The sequence below is a fragment of the Novosphingobium sp. UBA6272 genome (genome assembly GCF_002440635.1).
In the GTDB taxonomy this organism is placed as follows: Bacteria; Pseudomonadota; Alphaproteobacteria; order Sphingomonadales; family Sphingomonadaceae; genus Novosphingobium.
Genome location: NZ_DJUW01000003.1, coordinates 136,631 through 152,852, shown reverse-complemented (window position 1 = coordinate 152,852; position 16,222 = coordinate 136,631). Strand labels below are relative to the sequence as shown.

Annotated in this window: 15 protein-coding genes; 3 read left to right on the top strand and 12 right to left on the bottom strand. The window is 64.4% G+C overall.

Annotated features, from left to right (window positions below; translation table 11 throughout):
- Nucleotides 1-112: 112 nt before the first annotated feature.
- From B2V17_RS03080 to pgi, 5 genes are all read right to left on the bottom strand, one after another.
- Nucleotides 113-1,129, bottom strand: a complete 1,017-nt coding sequence (locus tag B2V17_RS03080; protein WP_292995086.1) for an SDR family oxidoreductase — start codon at nt 1,127-1,129, stop codon at nt 113-115.
- A 64-nt stretch (nt 1,130-1,193) separates the two neighbouring features.
- Nucleotides 1,194-2,165, bottom strand: coding sequence for a hypothetical protein (locus tag B2V17_RS03075; RefSeq protein ID WP_292995084.1), 972 nt, complete (start codon nt 2,163-2,165; stop codon nt 1,194-1,196).
- A 177-nt stretch (nt 2,166-2,342) separates the two neighbouring features.
- Nucleotides 2,343-3,065, bottom strand: coding sequence for an SDR family oxidoreductase (locus B2V17_RS03070; protein WP_292995082.1), 723 nt, complete (start codon nt 3,063-3,065; stop codon nt 2,343-2,345).
- Nucleotides 3,066-3,122: 57 nt separating this feature from the next.
- Nucleotides 3,123-4,469, bottom strand: coding sequence for a glutathione-disulfide reductase (gene gorA / locus B2V17_RS03065; protein WP_292995080.1), 1,347 nt, complete (start codon nt 4,467-4,469; stop codon nt 3,123-3,125).
- Nucleotides 4,470-4,722: 253 nt separating this feature from the next.
- Nucleotides 4,723-6,237, bottom strand: a complete 1,515-nt coding sequence (gene pgi / locus B2V17_RS03060; protein ID WP_292995077.1) for a glucose-6-phosphate isomerase — start codon at nt 6,235-6,237, stop codon at nt 4,723-4,725.
- Between the two features lie 132 nt (nt 6,238-6,369).
- On the opposite strand from pgi, the gene lepB reads away from it, so the two are divergent.
- Genes lepB through era form a run of 3 tightly spaced genes read left to right on the top strand, consistent with a single transcriptional unit; the run spans nt 6,370 to nt 8,784 of the window.
- The gene (gene lepB, locus B2V17_RS03055) at nt 6,370-7,194 is read left to right on the top strand and encodes a signal peptidase I (RefSeq protein ID WP_292995075.1); all 825 of its coding nucleotides are present in this window, start codon (nt 6,370-6,372) and stop codon (nt 7,192-7,194) included.
- Nucleotides 7,195-7,198: 4 nt separating this feature from the next.
- A complete protein-coding gene (gene rnc, locus B2V17_RS03050) occupies nt 7,199-7,867 on the top strand; it encodes a ribonuclease III (protein WP_292995073.1) in 669 nt (222 codons plus the stop codon).
- Nucleotides 7,864-8,784: a GTPase Era gene (gene era, locus B2V17_RS03045; RefSeq protein ID WP_292995071.1), complete on the top strand. Its 921-nt coding sequence runs from the start codon at nt 7,864-7,866 to the stop codon at nt 8,782-8,784. Before rnc ends, era begins: the two co-directional genes overlap by 4 nt.
- Here era and B2V17_RS03040 read toward each other — a convergent pair.
- The 7 genes from B2V17_RS03040 to plsY form a co-directional block, all read right to left on the bottom strand.
- A complete protein-coding gene (locus B2V17_RS03040; RefSeq protein ID WP_292995277.1) occupies nt 8,781-8,960 on the bottom strand; it encodes a hypothetical protein in 180 nt (59 codons plus the stop codon). The genes era and B2V17_RS03040 overlap by 4 nt on opposite strands.
- Before the next feature lie 149 nt (nt 8,961-9,109).
- Nucleotides 9,110-11,629, bottom strand: coding sequence for a type I DNA topoisomerase (topA, locus tag B2V17_RS03035; protein ID WP_292995069.1), 2,520 nt, complete (start codon nt 11,627-11,629; stop codon nt 9,110-9,112).
- Nucleotides 11,630-11,759: 130 nt separating this feature from the next.
- A complete protein-coding gene (locus tag B2V17_RS03030) occupies nt 11,760-12,443 on the bottom strand; it encodes a hypothetical protein (RefSeq protein ID WP_292995067.1) in 684 nt (227 codons plus the stop codon).
- A gap of 36 nt (nt 12,444-12,479) precedes the next feature.
- Nucleotides 12,480-12,833: a hypothetical protein gene (locus B2V17_RS03025; protein ID WP_292995065.1), complete on the bottom strand. Its 354-nt coding sequence runs from the start codon at nt 12,831-12,833 to the stop codon at nt 12,480-12,482.
- Between the two features lie 43 nt (nt 12,834-12,876).
- Nucleotides 12,877-14,121 carry a VWA domain-containing protein gene (locus B2V17_RS03020; RefSeq protein WP_292995063.1) on the bottom strand — a complete coding sequence of 415 codons (1,245 nt, stop codon included), beginning with the start codon at nt 14,119-14,121 and terminating at the stop codon, nt 12,877-12,879.
- 341 nt (nt 14,122-14,462) lie between these two features.
- Nucleotides 14,463-15,557 (bottom strand): DNA-processing protein DprA, encoded by a 1,095-nt coding sequence (dprA, locus tag B2V17_RS03015; protein ID WP_292995061.1) that lies wholly within the window; start codon nt 15,555-15,557, stop codon nt 14,463-14,465.
- Nucleotides 15,557-16,138 carry a glycerol-3-phosphate 1-O-acyltransferase PlsY gene (gene plsY / locus B2V17_RS03010; RefSeq protein ID WP_292995059.1) on the bottom strand — a complete coding sequence of 194 codons (582 nt, stop codon included), beginning with the start codon at nt 16,136-16,138 and terminating at the stop codon, nt 15,557-15,559. Before plsY ends, dprA begins: the two co-directional genes overlap by 1 nt.
- Nucleotides 16,139-16,222 lie beyond the last annotated feature (84 nt).

Here is a 16,222-nt window from a genome sequence, read left to right as displayed (position 1 = left end):
CGAATCAGTCATTGACCGATCTAGCAGCGCGATTATGTCTAGCAACAGTTATTTTATGTTTTACATAAATTTTATCACGCAATGCTGTGATGGTCCGCCCGGCGAAACGCCCTCAAACCTTCACGATCCCCAGCCGGATCATGTCGCGGGCGGTATCCAGAATGCTCTCTTCCACCGGGCGCGGGACCCAGCCGAGGACGTCGCGGGCGTGGTTCGGCGGGCTTTCGCGGCGCTTGCCAAGTTCGCCGATGACCTGGCCGATCACCGGATCGAACCGCGCGGCGATCCGCACCAGCCAGTTGGGCAGCTTCAACTTGGGCACCTTGCGCGCTTGCGGGCCCAGTCCTTCGCGCAGGATCGCGGCGACATCTTCCAGCATCAGGAACGGACCCGAGCAGACGAACCGCTCGCCCGCCATGTTCGGAGCGGTCAGGCAGCGGACATGCATGTCGGCGACATCGCGCACGTCGACGATCCCGAAGCCGAGGTTGGGCATGCCCGGCATCGAGCCTTCAAGCAGCTTCTTGATCGCTTCCAATGAGGTCGAGAAATCACCCGATTGCAGCGGGCCCAGCACCAACGAGGGATTGACCGTGCAGAATTCCATGTCGCCCCCTTCGGCCGCCACCCAATCGCGCGCGGCGCGTTCGGCGATGGTCTTGGAGCGAACGTAGGGATAGGCATCGGGGCTGGTCGGATCGGTCCAGTCGGCCTCGGTGAACACCGATTTCCCCGGGCCGTGGCCATAGGCGATCGCGGCCATCGAGCTGGTCATGACGAACCGCTTGATCCCCGCCGTCTTGGCCGCCTTCAGCGCGCGGAGCGCGCCATCGCGGGCCGGAACGATCAGGTCATCCTCATGCTTGGGCTTGTCGGCCGGGAGCGGCGAGGCAACGTGCGCGGCGTGGCTGCATCCGGCCATCGCCTCGGCCCAGCCGGCATCGCTGTGCAGGTCCGCCGCGAAGAACTTCAGCTTGGTATTATCGACCCCAAGGCTGTCCCTGACCTCGCTCTCGCGCGCCAGGTTGCGGATCGTGGTGTGGACCGTCCAGCCCTCGGCAATCAGCTGCCGGATCAGGAACCCGGCGATGTAGCCGCTGCCCCCCGAAACAAATACCGTGCCTGCCATATGCCGGTCTCCTTTTCTTGCAACGCTCGTTCTTGCGAGCGTAGCGAAGCAATCGATTGCCGAATCAATTGTAATTGCTGTCCTTCGGACCAGCGTATGTCTTTACCTTGGCGGCGAAAGACGGTTCCTGACAGAATGCCGTCTCAGAAGCAGTCAGGCTGCCCGCGAACCATTTGCAGCGGCGCAGCGCCTCGCGTTCTGGGACGAGCGTGACCGGCTCGGACCCGGTGTTGCGCTCGGCAACTAGCAACCTATGGGCGGAAAAGCCCTTGAACAGGAAGCGGCGAGTCTTCGCCTCATCGATAGCCTGGGTGTTGAGCACGTTTTCGCGCTTGCGCTTAACCGGGGGAATGCCGGGCAATGGTGACGCGGTTTCCTCGATAATCGCAGGCTCACCGAACACTTTCTCCGGAACAGCTACGTCAAGCTTTGCAAGCGGAAGCGCGTTCATAGCCATAATGGCCTCATCGAATGCGCCCAGCTCGCGCAGGCCATTGACCATCATCCAGTTCAGCTGCCAGCTTTGCATTGAGTCAGGCGCTTCGGCACTCGCGAGAGCCTTTGCTGCATCGACCATTTCGCGCTGGTACCGCTTCTTGCGCTCAGGTTGCGCGTCAGACTCCCAGGCAGCGCGTTGCAACATCGCGAATACGATCTTGGGATCACGTCCCAGCTTACGCATCATCCACGCAGCACCATAGTATGGCGACTCATTCTTTCGGATTTCAAGGTATTCGGCGCTTGCAATCAGCGGGGCCAACTTCTTTATATCTTCCTTGCTGTATTCGCCGACTATCAAGAGTTTGTTGGTTGGGCACTCCGCCAAAGGCCTTGGCGAGATCCAATTGCTGTAGACCTTGCCATCCGGCCTCTTGCCATATTCGGTCCAAGCCAAACGCGCGCTGAACTTGAATTTCTCACCTCCCACCGGGCATTTGATTTCGCTTGGAAATTCGGTGCCTGCATCAACAGCACTGGCACCAAGGCCCAGCACGAAGATACCCGCCATCAGTGCACGAAATGACCAGTTTGCCATAGGGTCTACTCCTTCGCCAAGCAGGCTAACTGAATAGAGCTGAGCCAGCAACGCGCCCTGGCGCAGCAACGATCGCTTCGAATTCGGTTTATCAGACCTGATTGCGGATCAGGAACCCGGCAATGTAACCGCTGCCCCCGGAAACAAATACGGTGCCTGCCATATGCCTTCTCCCCTTTAGAACCGGATCATGATTGCGCGCGCCAGTGCGGGCGAGATCGAGTGGACCAGCTGCAGCAGCTTGACCATGCCGACGTTGATCGTCTCGCTCCCGCGTTCCATCCCAGTCACGATCTGCCGGGCGCATTCGGCCGGCGCCATCTTGTTGCTGCCGCGCCCCGCGGTCATCTGGGTATCGACCAGCGGCGGCAAGGCCTCAACCACCGTGATCCCGGTGCCCTTCAGCTGGGCACGCAGGGCCAGGGTGTATGACCGCAGCCCGGCCTTGCTGGCACAATAGACCGGTGATCCGGCATTGGGGGCGAGCGCGAGGCCCGAGGTGACGTTGACGATCATTGCCTCGCCGCGAGCCTTCAGCACCGGCATCAGCCGCGCGATCAGCTGGGTCGGGGCGTGGAGGTTGAGGTAATAGGTTTGCTCTGCCCCGGGCAGGTCAACTTCGCCGCTGCGAAAGTCATAATTGGTGCCAACCCCGGCGTTGTTGAGCAGCACGTCGATCGGACGGTCCCCCAGCCCCGCCAGCAATGCATCGACCCCGGCAGGCGAAGAGAGATCGGCCTGGATCACCTCAAAGCCATCGGCGCGGGTGGCGGCGCAGCGTTCGGGATTGCGGCCCGAGGCGATCACGGTCGCGCCCTTGCTGCGCAACTGGCGGATCAGGTGCGCGCCGATCCCGTCGGTCGCACCGGTGACGAGCACGGTCTTGCCGGCCAGCTGCATTGCATTCTCCCCAATCGTTATCGCGGGGAGCCTAGTGGATTGGTTGCGGAATGCAACCTAGCGCATCAGCACCAGTTCCTCGGCCATACTGGGGTGCAAGGCCACGGTCGCGTCGAAGTCTGCCTTGGTCAGCCCGGCCTTCACTGCAATCGCCGCGGCCTGGAGGATTTCGGGCGAATCCGGGCCGACCATGTGCACGCCCAGCACCATGTCGGTCTGGGGATCGACCACCAGCTTGTAAAAACCGCGCTCGGCCGCCGCGCTGAACATGTTCTGCATCGGCCGGAAGTCGGATTTGAATACCTTCACATGGCCGTGAACCATCCGCGCCTGCTCCTCGGTCAGGCCGACCGAAGCGATCGGCGGCTGCGTGAAGACCGCGCTGGGGATATGGTCATAGGCGGTGGTGCGGGGCGTGTTGCCGAACACCGTATCGGCAAAGGCGTGGCCTTCGCGGATCGCCACCGGGGTCAGCTGGACCCGGTCGGTCACGTCGCCCACCGCATAGATGCTGGGGCAGCTCGTCCGGTTGTATTCGTCGACCGGCACTTCGCCGTTCGCGCCCGGCGTGATCCCGGCGTTCTCCAGCCCCAACCCGTCGGTCTTGGGCCTGCGCCCGGTGGCGACCATCACCGCGTCGGCATTGAAGAGCATTCCGCCAGCCGTGCGGACCAGCAGCGAGCCATCGTCCTGTTTGCTGACCCGCTCGATCGGGTGATTGAAAGCGAATTCAATCCCGCGCGCCTGCAGGATCGACAGCAGACGGTCGGTCAGGTCATGGTCATAGCCGCGCAGGATCTTGTCGCTGCGGTTGACCACGGTCACCTGGCTGCCCAGCGCGTTGAACACTCCGGCAAATTCCAGCGCGATATAGCCCGCACCCTGGATCACGATCCGCTTTGGCAGTTCGGGCAGGTGGAATACTTCATTCGAGGTGATGCAGTGCTCGGCCCCCTCAATCTCTGGCATGACCGGCCAGGCGCCGACCGCGATCAGGATGATCTTGGCGCTGATTTCGCGCCCCCTGGCCAGCCGCACCGTGTTGGGTCCGGTCACCACCGCGCGTTCGTGAAAGTGCTCAACCTTGTTGCTGTCGAGCGTGTTGGTATAGGCCCGCTCCAACCGGTCGACATCGCTGGCGACGAAATCGCGCAGCCTGGCCCAGTCAAAGCTGCTCTCGCCCAGGGTCCAGCCATAGGTCGGCGCATCGTGCAGGGTGTGGGCAAAGTGGCTGGCATAGACCAGCAGCTTCTTGGGCACGCAGCCCCGGATCACGCAGGTCCCCCCGATCCGGAACTCTTCCGCCACGGCTACCCGGGCACCATGCGAAGCGGCGATCCGCGATGCGCGCACCCCGCCCGAGCCGGCGCCGATTACGAACAGGTCAAAGTCAAAGTCTGTCATGGACGGGGATATGGGGCGGACCGGGCCGGATTGCCAAACGGTTTTGCTGGTCAGAGTGATAGGTAGTGTTTGATTGGGTTCACGCAGAGGCGCAGAGAAGAAAGGGAGGCGCAGAGGAGTAGCGCTTTCGGCGAAGCCGCCTGCTATTCAAACCGCGCGCATTGCCGAACGCTCCATGAGAAAGCGCCTGCGGCGAAAAGCACAACATCTCTGCGCCTCCCTTTCTTCTCTGCGCCTCTGCGTGAACCCCTTCTTACTTGATCCCCGCCTCCGCCAGCAGCGCTTCGGTGCTGGCATCGAACTGCACCCCGCCGCCGAGGATCGACTTGGCGATCTCCTTGCCCAGTTCCACCCCGAACTGGTCGAAGGCGTTGATCTCCATCAGCACGGCGTTGGCGAAGGTCCGGTGTTCGTGGAACGCGATCAGCGCGCCAAGCGTGGCCGGATTGAGGTCCTCGCACAGAATCGTCGCGCTGGGCCGGTCGCCCGGATAGGCGCGCGCGCCGTCCTTGCTGTCCTTGCCGGCCATCAGCGCCGCGCCTTGGGCAAAGCAGTTGGCCAACAGGTTGCGGTGATGCGCCGGGTCGAGGCTGTCGCCGGGGATAACCGCGGCAATGAAATCGACCGGAACCATGTGGCTGCCCTGGTGCAGCAACTGGAACACCGCGTGCTGCGCGTCGGTCCCTACCCCGCCCCAGGTGATCGGCGCGGTCGGGCCGTCGATCGGCGAGCCATCGGCCTTTACGCTCTTGCCGTTCGATTCCATTTCGAGCTGCTGGAGATAGCTCGGCAGCAGCCGCAGCCGCTCGTCATAGGCAAAGCAGGCGCGGGTCTGGCAATGGCGAAGGCGCGCGTAATAGAGATCGGCAAAGGCCGCGCGCAGCGGCAGGTTGTCCAGCCCTTCGGCTTCGAAGAAGTGCCGGTCGATCGCCGCCGCGCCATCCAGAAACTCGGCAAAATCGTCCCAGCCAAGCGCCAGCGCGACCGGGAAGCCGATCGACGACCACAGCGAATAGCGCCCGCCGACGCTTTCCGGGAACGGCAGGACGCGGGTTTCATCGACCCCCCATTCGACCGCCTTGTCCGGGCTGGCGGTCAGCGCCACCAGCCGGCCATAAGGATCCGCCACCCCGGCTTCGCGCAGCCAGGCCAGCGCGGATTCGGCGTTGGTCATGGTTTCGGTCGTGGTGAAGGTCTTGCTGGCGACCGCGATCATCGTCGTTGCGGGATCGCAGGCCCGGCAGGCGGCTTCGAGCGCGCAGCCATCGATGTTCGAGACGACATGGACATCGACCTTGGCGCCATCGCGGGTCAGTGCATCCAGCGCCAGCGCCGGCCCAAGCGCCGAACCGCCTATGCCGATGTGGATCAGGTGCCGGACTTCGCCCAGCACCCCGGCGTGGATCGCCTCGACCAGGCCTTTCATCCTGAGGTGCAGCGCGGTCGCCTCCTCGACCGAGGTATCGCGTCCGACCCCGCGCTGAGCGGTATGCTCCACCGCGCGGCCTTCGGTGACATTGATCGCCTCGCCCGCGAACATCGCCCCACGCCGGGCCTTGAACCCCACCGCATCGGCCAGCGCCACGAAAGCCGCGCCGTGGGCAGCATCGAGGTGGGTCTTCGACCAGTCGAAGCGGATCGCTCCGCCGGGCAGATCGAGCCGGCTTGACCAGGCTTGAACCCGCGCGGGATCGGCGAACAGCGCTTTCAGCGTGGGCTTGTCCAGCTTCTCAAGCACTTGCCATGCCGCTGCCACTGCTTCGCTCATCGTTTCGCTCCTGCCTTTGGTCGAAAGCGCCTATGCCTGCCCTGTTGCTTCAGGCCAAGCGCGGAAAACGCATTCAGGGGCCCATCCCGTAAGCACTTGACGAGCGGGCGGGCTGCCAACATGGACAGGCTTATGAACGATACCGTTGCAGACATCGCACCCGCCGCAAAACCCGCGAAAAAGGAAGATTCGTTTCCGGTCTTCCTGCTCAAGCTGTTCCTGGTGGTGGTGATCTTCCGCAGCTTCATCTTCGCGCCGTTCTATATCCCCAGTGAATCGATGCTGCCGCGGCTGCTCAACGGCGATTATCTGCTGCTGGCCAAGTGGCCCTACGGCTATTCCAGCCGCTCGCTGCCGTTCGGTGTCGGCCTGCTGCCGGAAAAGCGCGTGCTCGCATCGATGCCCGAGCGCGGCGACGTGGTGGTGTTCAAGAACCCGCCGCTGGGCAAGGATGACTGGATCAAGCGCGTGATCGGCCTGCCCGGCGATACCGTGCAGATGAAGGCCGGCCAAGTCTGGCTCAACGGCAAACCGATCCCCAAGCAGGCAATGGCGCCGTTCGAAGTGCCGGTCAGCCCCAATACGCACTGCCTGTCGACCAGCTTTGAGGCCAAGAACGCCGAAGGCATCGACGTCTGCGCCTATCCGCGCTTCAAGGAGACCTTGCCTGAGGGCAAGAGCTACGAAGTGCTCGACCTGTTCAACAAGCCGTCGGACGACACTGAGGTGTTCACGGTGCCCGAAGGTCACCTGTTCCTGATGGGCGACAACCGCGACAATTCCGAGGATAGCCGCTTCCCGGCCGAAGTCGGCGGCGGGATCGGGTTCGTGCCGGTCGACAACGTGATCGGCCGCGCTTCGGTAATGATGTGGTCGACCGACGGCGGAGCAGAATGGATCAAGCCGTGGACCTGGTTCACTGCCGCGCGCTGGAACCGCATCGGCGGCACCTTCTAAGCGCGTGCTCGGCCAGGAAACCCACGAATTCCTTACCGCCATTGCCGGCCGGCCTCCGGTTGACGAGGCGCTGTGGCTCGAGGCGTTGACTCACGGCAGCACCGGCGCACCTCGCGATTACCAGCGGCTCGAGTTCCTGGGTGACCGGGCGCTGGGGATGGTTATCGCCGAGTGGCTCTACAAGCTCGATACCGGCGATGAGGGCAAGCTCTCGCAGCGTTTGAACGCTCTGGTCAGCCGCGCCACCTGCGCCAAGGTTGCGCGCCAGATCGGGCTTGGCCAGCACGTCCGCCTCGGCAAGCAGGCGCGAGACGATGGCGGGCATGACAGCGACAATATCCTGGGTGATGTGATGGAAGCGCTGATCGGCGCCAGCTTCGTCACGCAGGGCTTCGAAGCCACCGCCGAGATGGTCCGCCGCCTGTGGGCCGACATGGTCGCGGGCCAGGCCGGCAAGTCCAAGCATCCCAAGTCGGCGCTGCAGGAATGGGCCGCCGGCAACAAGCGCCGCATGCCCGAATACCGCCTGATCGCACGCTCCGGCCCCGATCACGCGGCCCGCTTCACCGTGGCGGTCAGCGTTCACGGCGTCGGCGAGGCGGAAGCCACCGCATCAAGCATGCGCGACGCGGAAACGCTGGCCGCGCAGGAATTCATGAAGAGGTTTGGATGACACAGCACTGCGGCCTCATTGCCGTTCTCGGCGCGCCCAATGCGGGCAAGAGCACGCTGGTCAACGCGCTGGTCGGGCAGAAGGTGGCGATCGTCTCCGCCAAGGCCCAGACCACCCGCGCCCGGCTGATGGGGATCGCGCTGGCCAAGACCGACAGCGCGCAAACCCAGATCATCCTGGCCGACACCCCCGGCCTGTTCGAACCCAAGCGCCGGCTCGACCGGGCGATGGTCAATGCCGCCTGGGACGGCGCGGCCGAAGCCGATGCGATCCTGCTGGTGGTCGATGGCCGCAAGAAGAAGCTCGACTACCTCGAGCCGATCCTGAACAGCCTGAAGGACCGCCCGGAGCGCAAGATCCTGGTGCTCAACAAGGTCGATGAAGTGGCCAAGGAGCCGCTGCTGGTCTCAGCCCAGGCACTGGCCGGGCCGGACGAAGAGGGCAAGGCACCGTTCGACGAAGTGTTCTTCATCTCCGCCCTGACCGGCGACGGTGTGCCCGAGCTGAAGGAGCGGCTGGCCGCGCTGATGCCCGAAGGCCCGTGGCACTACCCCGAGGACCAGGTCTCCGACGCCAGCGAACGCCTGCTCGCCTGCGAAATCACCCGCGAGCAACTCTACCGCCAGCTTCACGACGAACTGCCCTATGACAGCACCGTCCGCCCCGAAAGCTACACCGCGCGGAAAGACGGCTCGGTCGAAATCCACCAGCAGATCGTGATCGCCCGCGACAGCCAGAAGGGTATCGTGCTCGGCAAGGGCGGGTCAAAACTGAAGGCCATCGGCGAGGCCGCGCGCAAGGAACTGGCCGAATTGCTGGGCGTACCTGTCCACCTGTACCTTCACGTCAAGGTCGACGAAAAGTGGAGCGACGACAAGGAGATCTACGAGGAGCTGGGGTTGGAGTGGGTGCGCTAGCGCAACTTCGCAATCCCAATCCCGTCGATCTTGGCCCGCTCCTTGGTCGATTCCTCGCTGCGGCTGAGCGCCTTGGCGATCTCTTTGAGGCCCTTGCCCTTGGCGGCCAGCGTGCGCAGCTTGGCGACCTCATCGGCTTTCCAGGGTTGGCGGTGTTTGGTGAATTGTTCGGCCATTGCGCGGTTGTAGGACAGAAGAGCCCCTCCGTCACGCGCTTCGCGCGCGCCACCTCCCCATCGCAAGGCGATGGAGAGGATCACGAGTGGTTGCCGATCCTCCCTATCGACTTGCGATGGGGAGGTGCCCCGAAGGGGCGGAGGGGTTTCTACTTCTTCTTCGCCGGGGCCTTCTTCTTCGGCGCCGCCTTCTTGCGTCCGCCCTTCTTGGCCGGGCCCTTGGCGGCCTTTTCGGTGATCAGCACCACGGCTTCCTCGAGCGTCAGGTCCTCGGGCTTCTTGTCGCGCGGGAGGGTGGCGTTGGTGGTGCCGTCGGTGACGTAGGGGCCATAGCGCCCGGCCATCAGCTTCATCTCGCCGCCGCTTTCGGGGTGCGGGCCGAAGGTGTTGAGCGGTTCGGCAGCCGCCGTCGCCCCCCTGCCCCGGCCGTTGGCTGCCTCGGCCAGCTTGGCGACGGCTGAGTTCATGCCGGTTTCGAACACTTCAGCAGTGCTGCGCAGCTTGGCATACTTGCCGTTGTGCGCGAGGTATGGCCCGTAACGTCCTATCGAAGCAGTAATAACTTCGCCCGTTTCGGGATGCGCGCCGATCTCGCGCGGCAGGCTGAGCAGCTTCACAGCCCAGTCCAGATCGAGCTCGGGAATGTCCTTGGGGATCGAACTGCGCGCGGCTTCCTTGCCGCTGCCCATCTCGATGTAGGGGCCGAACCGGCCGACCTTGCGGGTGATCGGTTCGCCGGTTTCGGGATGCTTGCCGATTTCGCCCTCTTCACCCGCCGCCGCGCCGCCAGGCTGGGCGAACTTGCGGGTGAACTTGCACTCGGGATAGTTCGAGCATGCGACGAAGGCCCCGAACCGCCCGCCGCGCAAGCTGAGCCGCCCCACCCCGCATTGCGGGCACTGGCGCGGATCGCCGCCATCGTCCTTGGGCGGGAACAGGTAATCGTCGAGATATTCGTCGAGCGCCTCGGTCACTTCCGAGGGCTTGCGTTCCATCACCTCGTCACTCTTGGGCTTGAAATCCTTCCAGAACTTGGCGAGCAGTGCCTTCCAGTCCTCGCGCCCGCCCGAGACGTCATCAAGCTCGTCCTCCATCCCGGCGGTAAAGTCATAGGCGACATAGCGCGGGAAAAACCGCTCGAGAAAAGCGGTGAGAAGTCGCCCGCTTTCCTCTGCGAAGAAACGGTTTTTTTCGGTTCGCACATAGTTGCGGTCCTTCAGCACCTGGATTGTCGCGGCATAGGTCGAGGGGCGCCCGATGCCGAGCTCTTCCAGCCGCTTGACCAAGGTCGCCTCGCTGTAGCGCGGCGGCGGCTGGGTGAAGTGCTGGCTGGCATCGACGCCGCGCTTGGCCGGGCTGTCGCCCTGGATCAGCACCGGCAGCATCCCGCTCTCGTCCTCTTCGTCACCCGGCTTCTGGTCGAGCGTTTCGTCGTAGACCGCAAGGAACCCAGGGAACTTGACCACCTGGCCGGTGGCGCGCAGCTCGTGCTTGCCGGTCGGGTCGCGCAGGGTGACGGTGGTCCGTTCGATATTGGCGCTGGCCATTTGGCTGGCGATCGCGCGCTTCCAGATCAGCTCGTACAGCCGCCCTTCGTCGCCGCTGCCGTACTTGTCCTTGCCGAAATCGGTCGGGCGGATCGCTTCGTGGGCTTCCTGGGCGTTCTTGGCCTTGGTTTCATAGTGGCGCGGCTTTTCCGGCAGGTAATGGCCGTTCTTGTAGCGCTCTGAAATTGCCACCCGCGCGGCCGAGATCGCGCTCGAATCCATCTGCACGCCATCGGTCCGCATATAGGTGATCGCGCCCTGTTCGTAGAGCGTCTGCGCCACCCGCATCGTATGCGCGGCCGAGAAGCCAAGCTTGCGCGAGGCTTCCATCTGCAGGGTCGAGGTGGTGAACGGCGGCCAGGGGTTGCGCCGGGTCGGCCGGGTCTCAACCTCCTCGACGCGGAACTGCGCGGATTCGACCGCGGCCTTGGCCCGGTCTGCGCTGCCGGCATTGCCGAGGCTCAGCTTCTCCAGCTTCTCGCCATCGAAGCGGACCAGCCGCGCGGCGAATTCGGTGCCGAGGTGTTCGAGCCGGGCCAGCACCGACCAGTATTCCTGCGGGCGGAACAGTTCGATCTCGTGCTCGCGCTCGCAGATCAGGCGCAGCGCGACCGACTGAACCCGGCCCGCGCTCTTGGCCCCGGGCAGCTTGCGCCACAGCACCGGCGAAAGGGTGAAGCCGAACAGGTAATCGAGCGCGCGGCGGGCCAGGTAAGCGTCGATCAGATCCTGATCGAGCTCGCGCGGGGCCTTCATCGCCGCCAGGATAACGTCCTTGGTGATCGCGTTGAAGGTGACCCGCTCAACCTCCTTGGGCAGCGCCTTCTTCTTGGCCAGCAGTTCGCGCACGTGCCAAGAGATCGCCTCGCCCTCGCGATCAGGGTCGGTGGCGAGGATCAGGCGGTCGGCGGTCTTGGCGGCATCGGTGATCGCCTTCACTTGGCGCGCCTTGTCGCCGTACAGCTCCCAGTCCATGGCGAAGTCCTCGTCCGGGCGGACCGAGCCATCCTTGGGCGGCAGGTCGCGGACGTGGCCGTAGGAGGCGAGGACCTTGTAGTCCTTGCCCAGGTATTTCTCGATGGTCTTGGCCTTGGCCGGGGATTCTACGATGACAAGTTGCATGGTTTTCGGAACGGCCCCTTACGCGTATGTGTACACGCGCGAGGGTGACGGGGCGGTTGGGTACCCGTCAAGGGCCATCAGTCGACGGTCCGGAACGCGGCAGCAGCGAGGTCAGCAAGCAGCCGGGCTGCTAGTCGAAAACCTGCTGCAAGCCATCGCCAAGCGGAACGAGCCGGCGATATGCACCCACCGCAATAGTCCAGCCAAAGACCGATGAGAATCCAAGCAGCAAATTGCTGAGAGCCGTAATGCCGAACGCAATGTCGCCGCCCGCGTTAGCTTCGGGAAGGAACAGCAGACCCATCCCCGGCAGCATCGCCGTAACGGTCAAAATGATTACCACAATGAAAGCCGGAACCGCTTGCGCGGAAGCATCCCAGCTTTGGCCAAGGGCTTCGTTGGCGGTGAGACTTCCCTCGACGAGGTGCGGCGTAACCGTCAACCAGCGCGCGGCCAGGTAAAGGCCCGGCAAGACAAGCAAGAGCAATCCCGCACCGAGCCCAAGCCCGCTGAGTAACAAGGCCCCGAATAATGAACCATAGCGGCGATTTGTCGATGCACGACCTGGCACTGAACGATCAGCGAGCAGCTTTTCGGTCACGAGATACTGCACGAAGACCGTGACCGTGAGGCTGACCAGCAAGGCAGCAAATATGAGGCCGCCGGATTCTTCCATCTGCAAAGTGGCGAAATCCAGTGCCGTATAACTCGCACCGATCGCCAACGATGTTCCGACCAGCCCGGCGGGATGGGAACGAAGCAAGGCTTTGGTCTCGTCTAGAATCTCGCCCAGACCGACCGCTCTGGCTTCCATGTCTTTCCCCCTCGCAATGCGAAATCTGCTTGCCGATCAGGAGGCTGCCAGAACTTTCCGCCAGGCGATGAAGAACCCAATTCCGAGCAGGATGTCAATCGCAGCAAAACCCGCGACCGGCGCGGCGACCGGATAGCCCTGGGCGAACAGCAAGAGCGCAGGCACGCCGAACACCGCCTTTTCTGCCACCGCCAGCGGCATCAGCGCGCGGTACTTCACCGGATCGCCGCCGATCACCCAGAATACCCCCTGGAACACCAGCGCGAGGCCAACAAAGCCGAGGAAGGTCTCCCCCATCACCGGCGGCAGCGGGGTGAAATAGAGCGGGGTCAGGACCAGCGCACCATAGATCGCGGCCCAGCGGAACATCCGTGCGGGAAACTTGCCCATCCATGCCCTCCCTCTAGCCTGAAGGCGCGGTGGTGCCCCGACGCTATTGCTCCTGCAAGCCGCCAGGCGGGATTATGCACCGGCCATTGTCGTACTGGCCGACGCTGCGGATCACCTCCTGCTGCTCGGGCTCGATTCGGCGGCCCGAAAGCTGGCTGTCGATCACCCGGCGCAGCAGCGCGTCGAGCCGGGTGACGAGGTAGCAGTCGATCGCCGGGGCGGCATGGGCATTGCCGATCCCGCTGTCATCGGTGAGGAAGGTGTAGCGGCTCTGGGTCAGCGCAGCCATCGCCCGCATTGCGTATTCAGCCTTGTCGGCCACGCCCGAGGCAGCGACCGGGACGATCTGGACCCGGCTTGCGCGCAGATGCCGCGCGGCCAGCCAGGTGGTGCCGAAATTCTCGTCATGCGGCGGGGCATCGGCCACCAGCAGCATGGTGTGGACCGCATCGGCGCGCCATTGCTGCTCGGCGGCGCGGATCAGGGCCTGCTCCATGGCTTCGGGATAGTCCCCGCCGCCGCTGGCATATTGCTGGCTGAGTGCGCCCTGCGCGGCATTGAAATCGCCGTTCAGCGGCACCGTGCTGGTGACATAGTTGTCACCCACGTCCTTGTAGAAGACGAACCCGATCTTCAGATCGAGCCCGGGATGGCGTTGACGCAGCGAGCGCATGATCGATGCCAGTTCGGACTGGAGATAGCGGATTTCATCGCCCATCGATCCGGTGGTGTCGATCACTAGCATCAGGTCTAGCTTCTTTACAGCCTGCGCCTGCTGGCTCAGGGTGAAATCGACCCGCTGCCCGCCCCGGCCCGGCGCAATCGTCACGTCGCGCCATGCTTCACCGCTGACCCGGACCCGGACCTTACTGCCCAGCCGATCAACCTCGGGAAAAAAGGTCACCGTGCCATCGGCCAGCGAGCTCAAGATTAGCCTGTTGCCGTCAGCGCAGGCCAGTTCGACCCGCGCAAACGGGATCGGACGTCCGGCATCGTCACGCACGGTCACGGTCAACACGCGCCCGGTATCGAGATGGGGCAGTCCTTGGATCTCCTGGCCGAGGTTGGAACGCCGCACGTAACTGGCGTAGAGTTCGGGATTGAGCAGATCGTCGTGCTCACCCGCGGTCAGCAGGCCCGATTGCGGGCGCGGCTGATAACGCCTCGGCGGCCCCGGATAGGGCATGGACGGTTCTTCGCGGCGGCTGGCGGTCGTCACGATCTCGCCCGAACTGCTCTCGCTTGCCGCATCGGCCACACCGGCAGGAGCGGCAGCGTCTGCCATCATCGGAGCTGGCGGGGGGGGTGGAGGCGGTGGTGGCGGGGCGGAGGGATAGACGGATGCCTTGCCCGCAACAGAGCGCGGGCTTGGCTTGACCTGGTTCTGTTGCTCCTGCGTTTCGGGGGCTAGCCGGGGCAGTGACGCCAGCGGCGAGCACAGCCCGCGGCCTTCGGCTATTGGCTTGGCTGCCTGGTCCTGAGCGGAAGCGACCACCGGTCCTTGAACCAGTACTGCGACGACGGCGAGCGTGGAAACGAAGCGGCGCATATCCGGTCCCTCCTTGGTTATGCAGAGGTGGAGCGTGTCGCTTCGGCGATGAACCGAATGTGAATGTTACAAAGTATCATTCATCCGGACAGGCTGACCCGTCCAGCAGCGTGGCGGATCAGCCGACCGGCCAGCTCCAGCTCGAGCAGGGCAAGCTGGACGGAGGCAGGGCTTTCGCCGCTCTGCCGGATCAGTTCGTCCACCGCGACCGGCGCAGTGGTGAGCAGCGCGGTGACATCGGCTGGGGCCTCACCCAAATCCTCGGGCAGCGCTTCAAAGCCGGGCGCGCTTTCGCGGAAGGCCGATCGCGGGGTGCCGTCGAAGCTGCTTACCAGTTCGATCACGTCAGCCGCCGATTGCACCAGTACCGCCCCTTCGCGGATCAGCTGGTTGCAGCCCTGCGAGCGTGGCTCAAGCGGAGAACCGGGAACGGCCATCACCTCGCGCCCCGCTTCGCCGGCCAGCCGCGCGGTGATCAGCGAGCCGGACTTGGGCGCGGCCTCGACCACCACTGTTCCCGCTGCCAGTCCGGCGATGATCCGGTTGCGCGAGGGAAAATGGCGGGCCAGCGGGTCGGTCCCCGGCGGCTGTTCGGCCAGTAGCAGTCCGCGCGTGGCGACCTGCTCCTGCAGATCGAGGTGCTCGGGTGGATAGGCAATGTCGATGCCGCTGGCGATCACCCCGATGGTGCCGCCGTCCAGTGCCGCCTGATGCGCCGCGCCGTCGATCCCCCGGGCCAGTCCCGAAACCACCACGATCCCGGCCTCAGCCAGATCGGAAGCGAACTGCCGCGCCAGCTTGACCGCCGCCGCCGAGGCATTGCGCGCGCCGACAATCGCGACGCAGGGCCTTGCCGCCAGCGCGGTGTCGCCGCGGCAGGTCAGGATCGGAGGGGCGCTGTCAAGCTCGGCCAGCAAGACCGGATAGTCCGCGCCGTCGTGAAACAGATAGCGCGCGCCGCTGGCCCGAACCGCCGCCACCTCGCGCGAAATGCGTTCTTCCGGAGCGGCGCGGTACTGCGCCCCGCCCCGCCCCGCCAGATCGGGCAAGGCCTCCAGCGCGGCCAGCGCCGAGCCGAAGCGGCGCAGCAGCTGCCGGTAGGACACCGGACCGATATTGGGCGAGCGCAGCAGGCGGATCCGCGCGAAGGCTTCCTCCTGCGACAGCGCGGTCATCAGCTTTTCTGCCCAACCTTCGGTTCGGTCCCGGCGCGCAGGCGGGCAATATTGGCGCGATGGAGCCACAGCACCAGTGCGGCAATTGCGGCCAGCACCGGCACGAAAGCCTGATTGCCTGAAAACCAAGCCGCCACTGGCGCGGCCAGCGCCGCGGTCATACCTGAAAGCGAGGAAATCCGCGTTGCGGCCAGCATGACCAGCCAGGTTGCCGCATAGGTCAGCCCGATCGGTGTCGCGAGCGCGAGCGTGACTCCCAGCGTGGTCGCCACGCCCTTGCCGCCCTTGAACCGCAGCCAGACCGGGAAGCAATGCCCCAGCACCGCGCCCAGCGCCGCATAGCCTGCAACTTCCGGCCACCAGCGCCATGCCAGCCAGACCGCCAGAAAGCCTTTGGCCCCGTCCAGCAGCAGCGTCGCCGCGGCCAGCCCCTTGTTGCCGGTGCGCAGCACATTGGTCGCACCGATGTTGCCCGAGCCAATCTGGCGCAGATTGCCTTCGCCGAACAGGTTGGTGAGGATCAATCCGAACGGAACCGAGCCGAGCAGGTAACCCAAGGCCAGTGCGTAAAGCGAATACATTACTACCCCCAACCGTTCGGCCTGAGCTTGTCGAAGCCCAGAACTTTCGTCTACCCAGCGCTTGTAGGGTCAAGAACGGTCCTT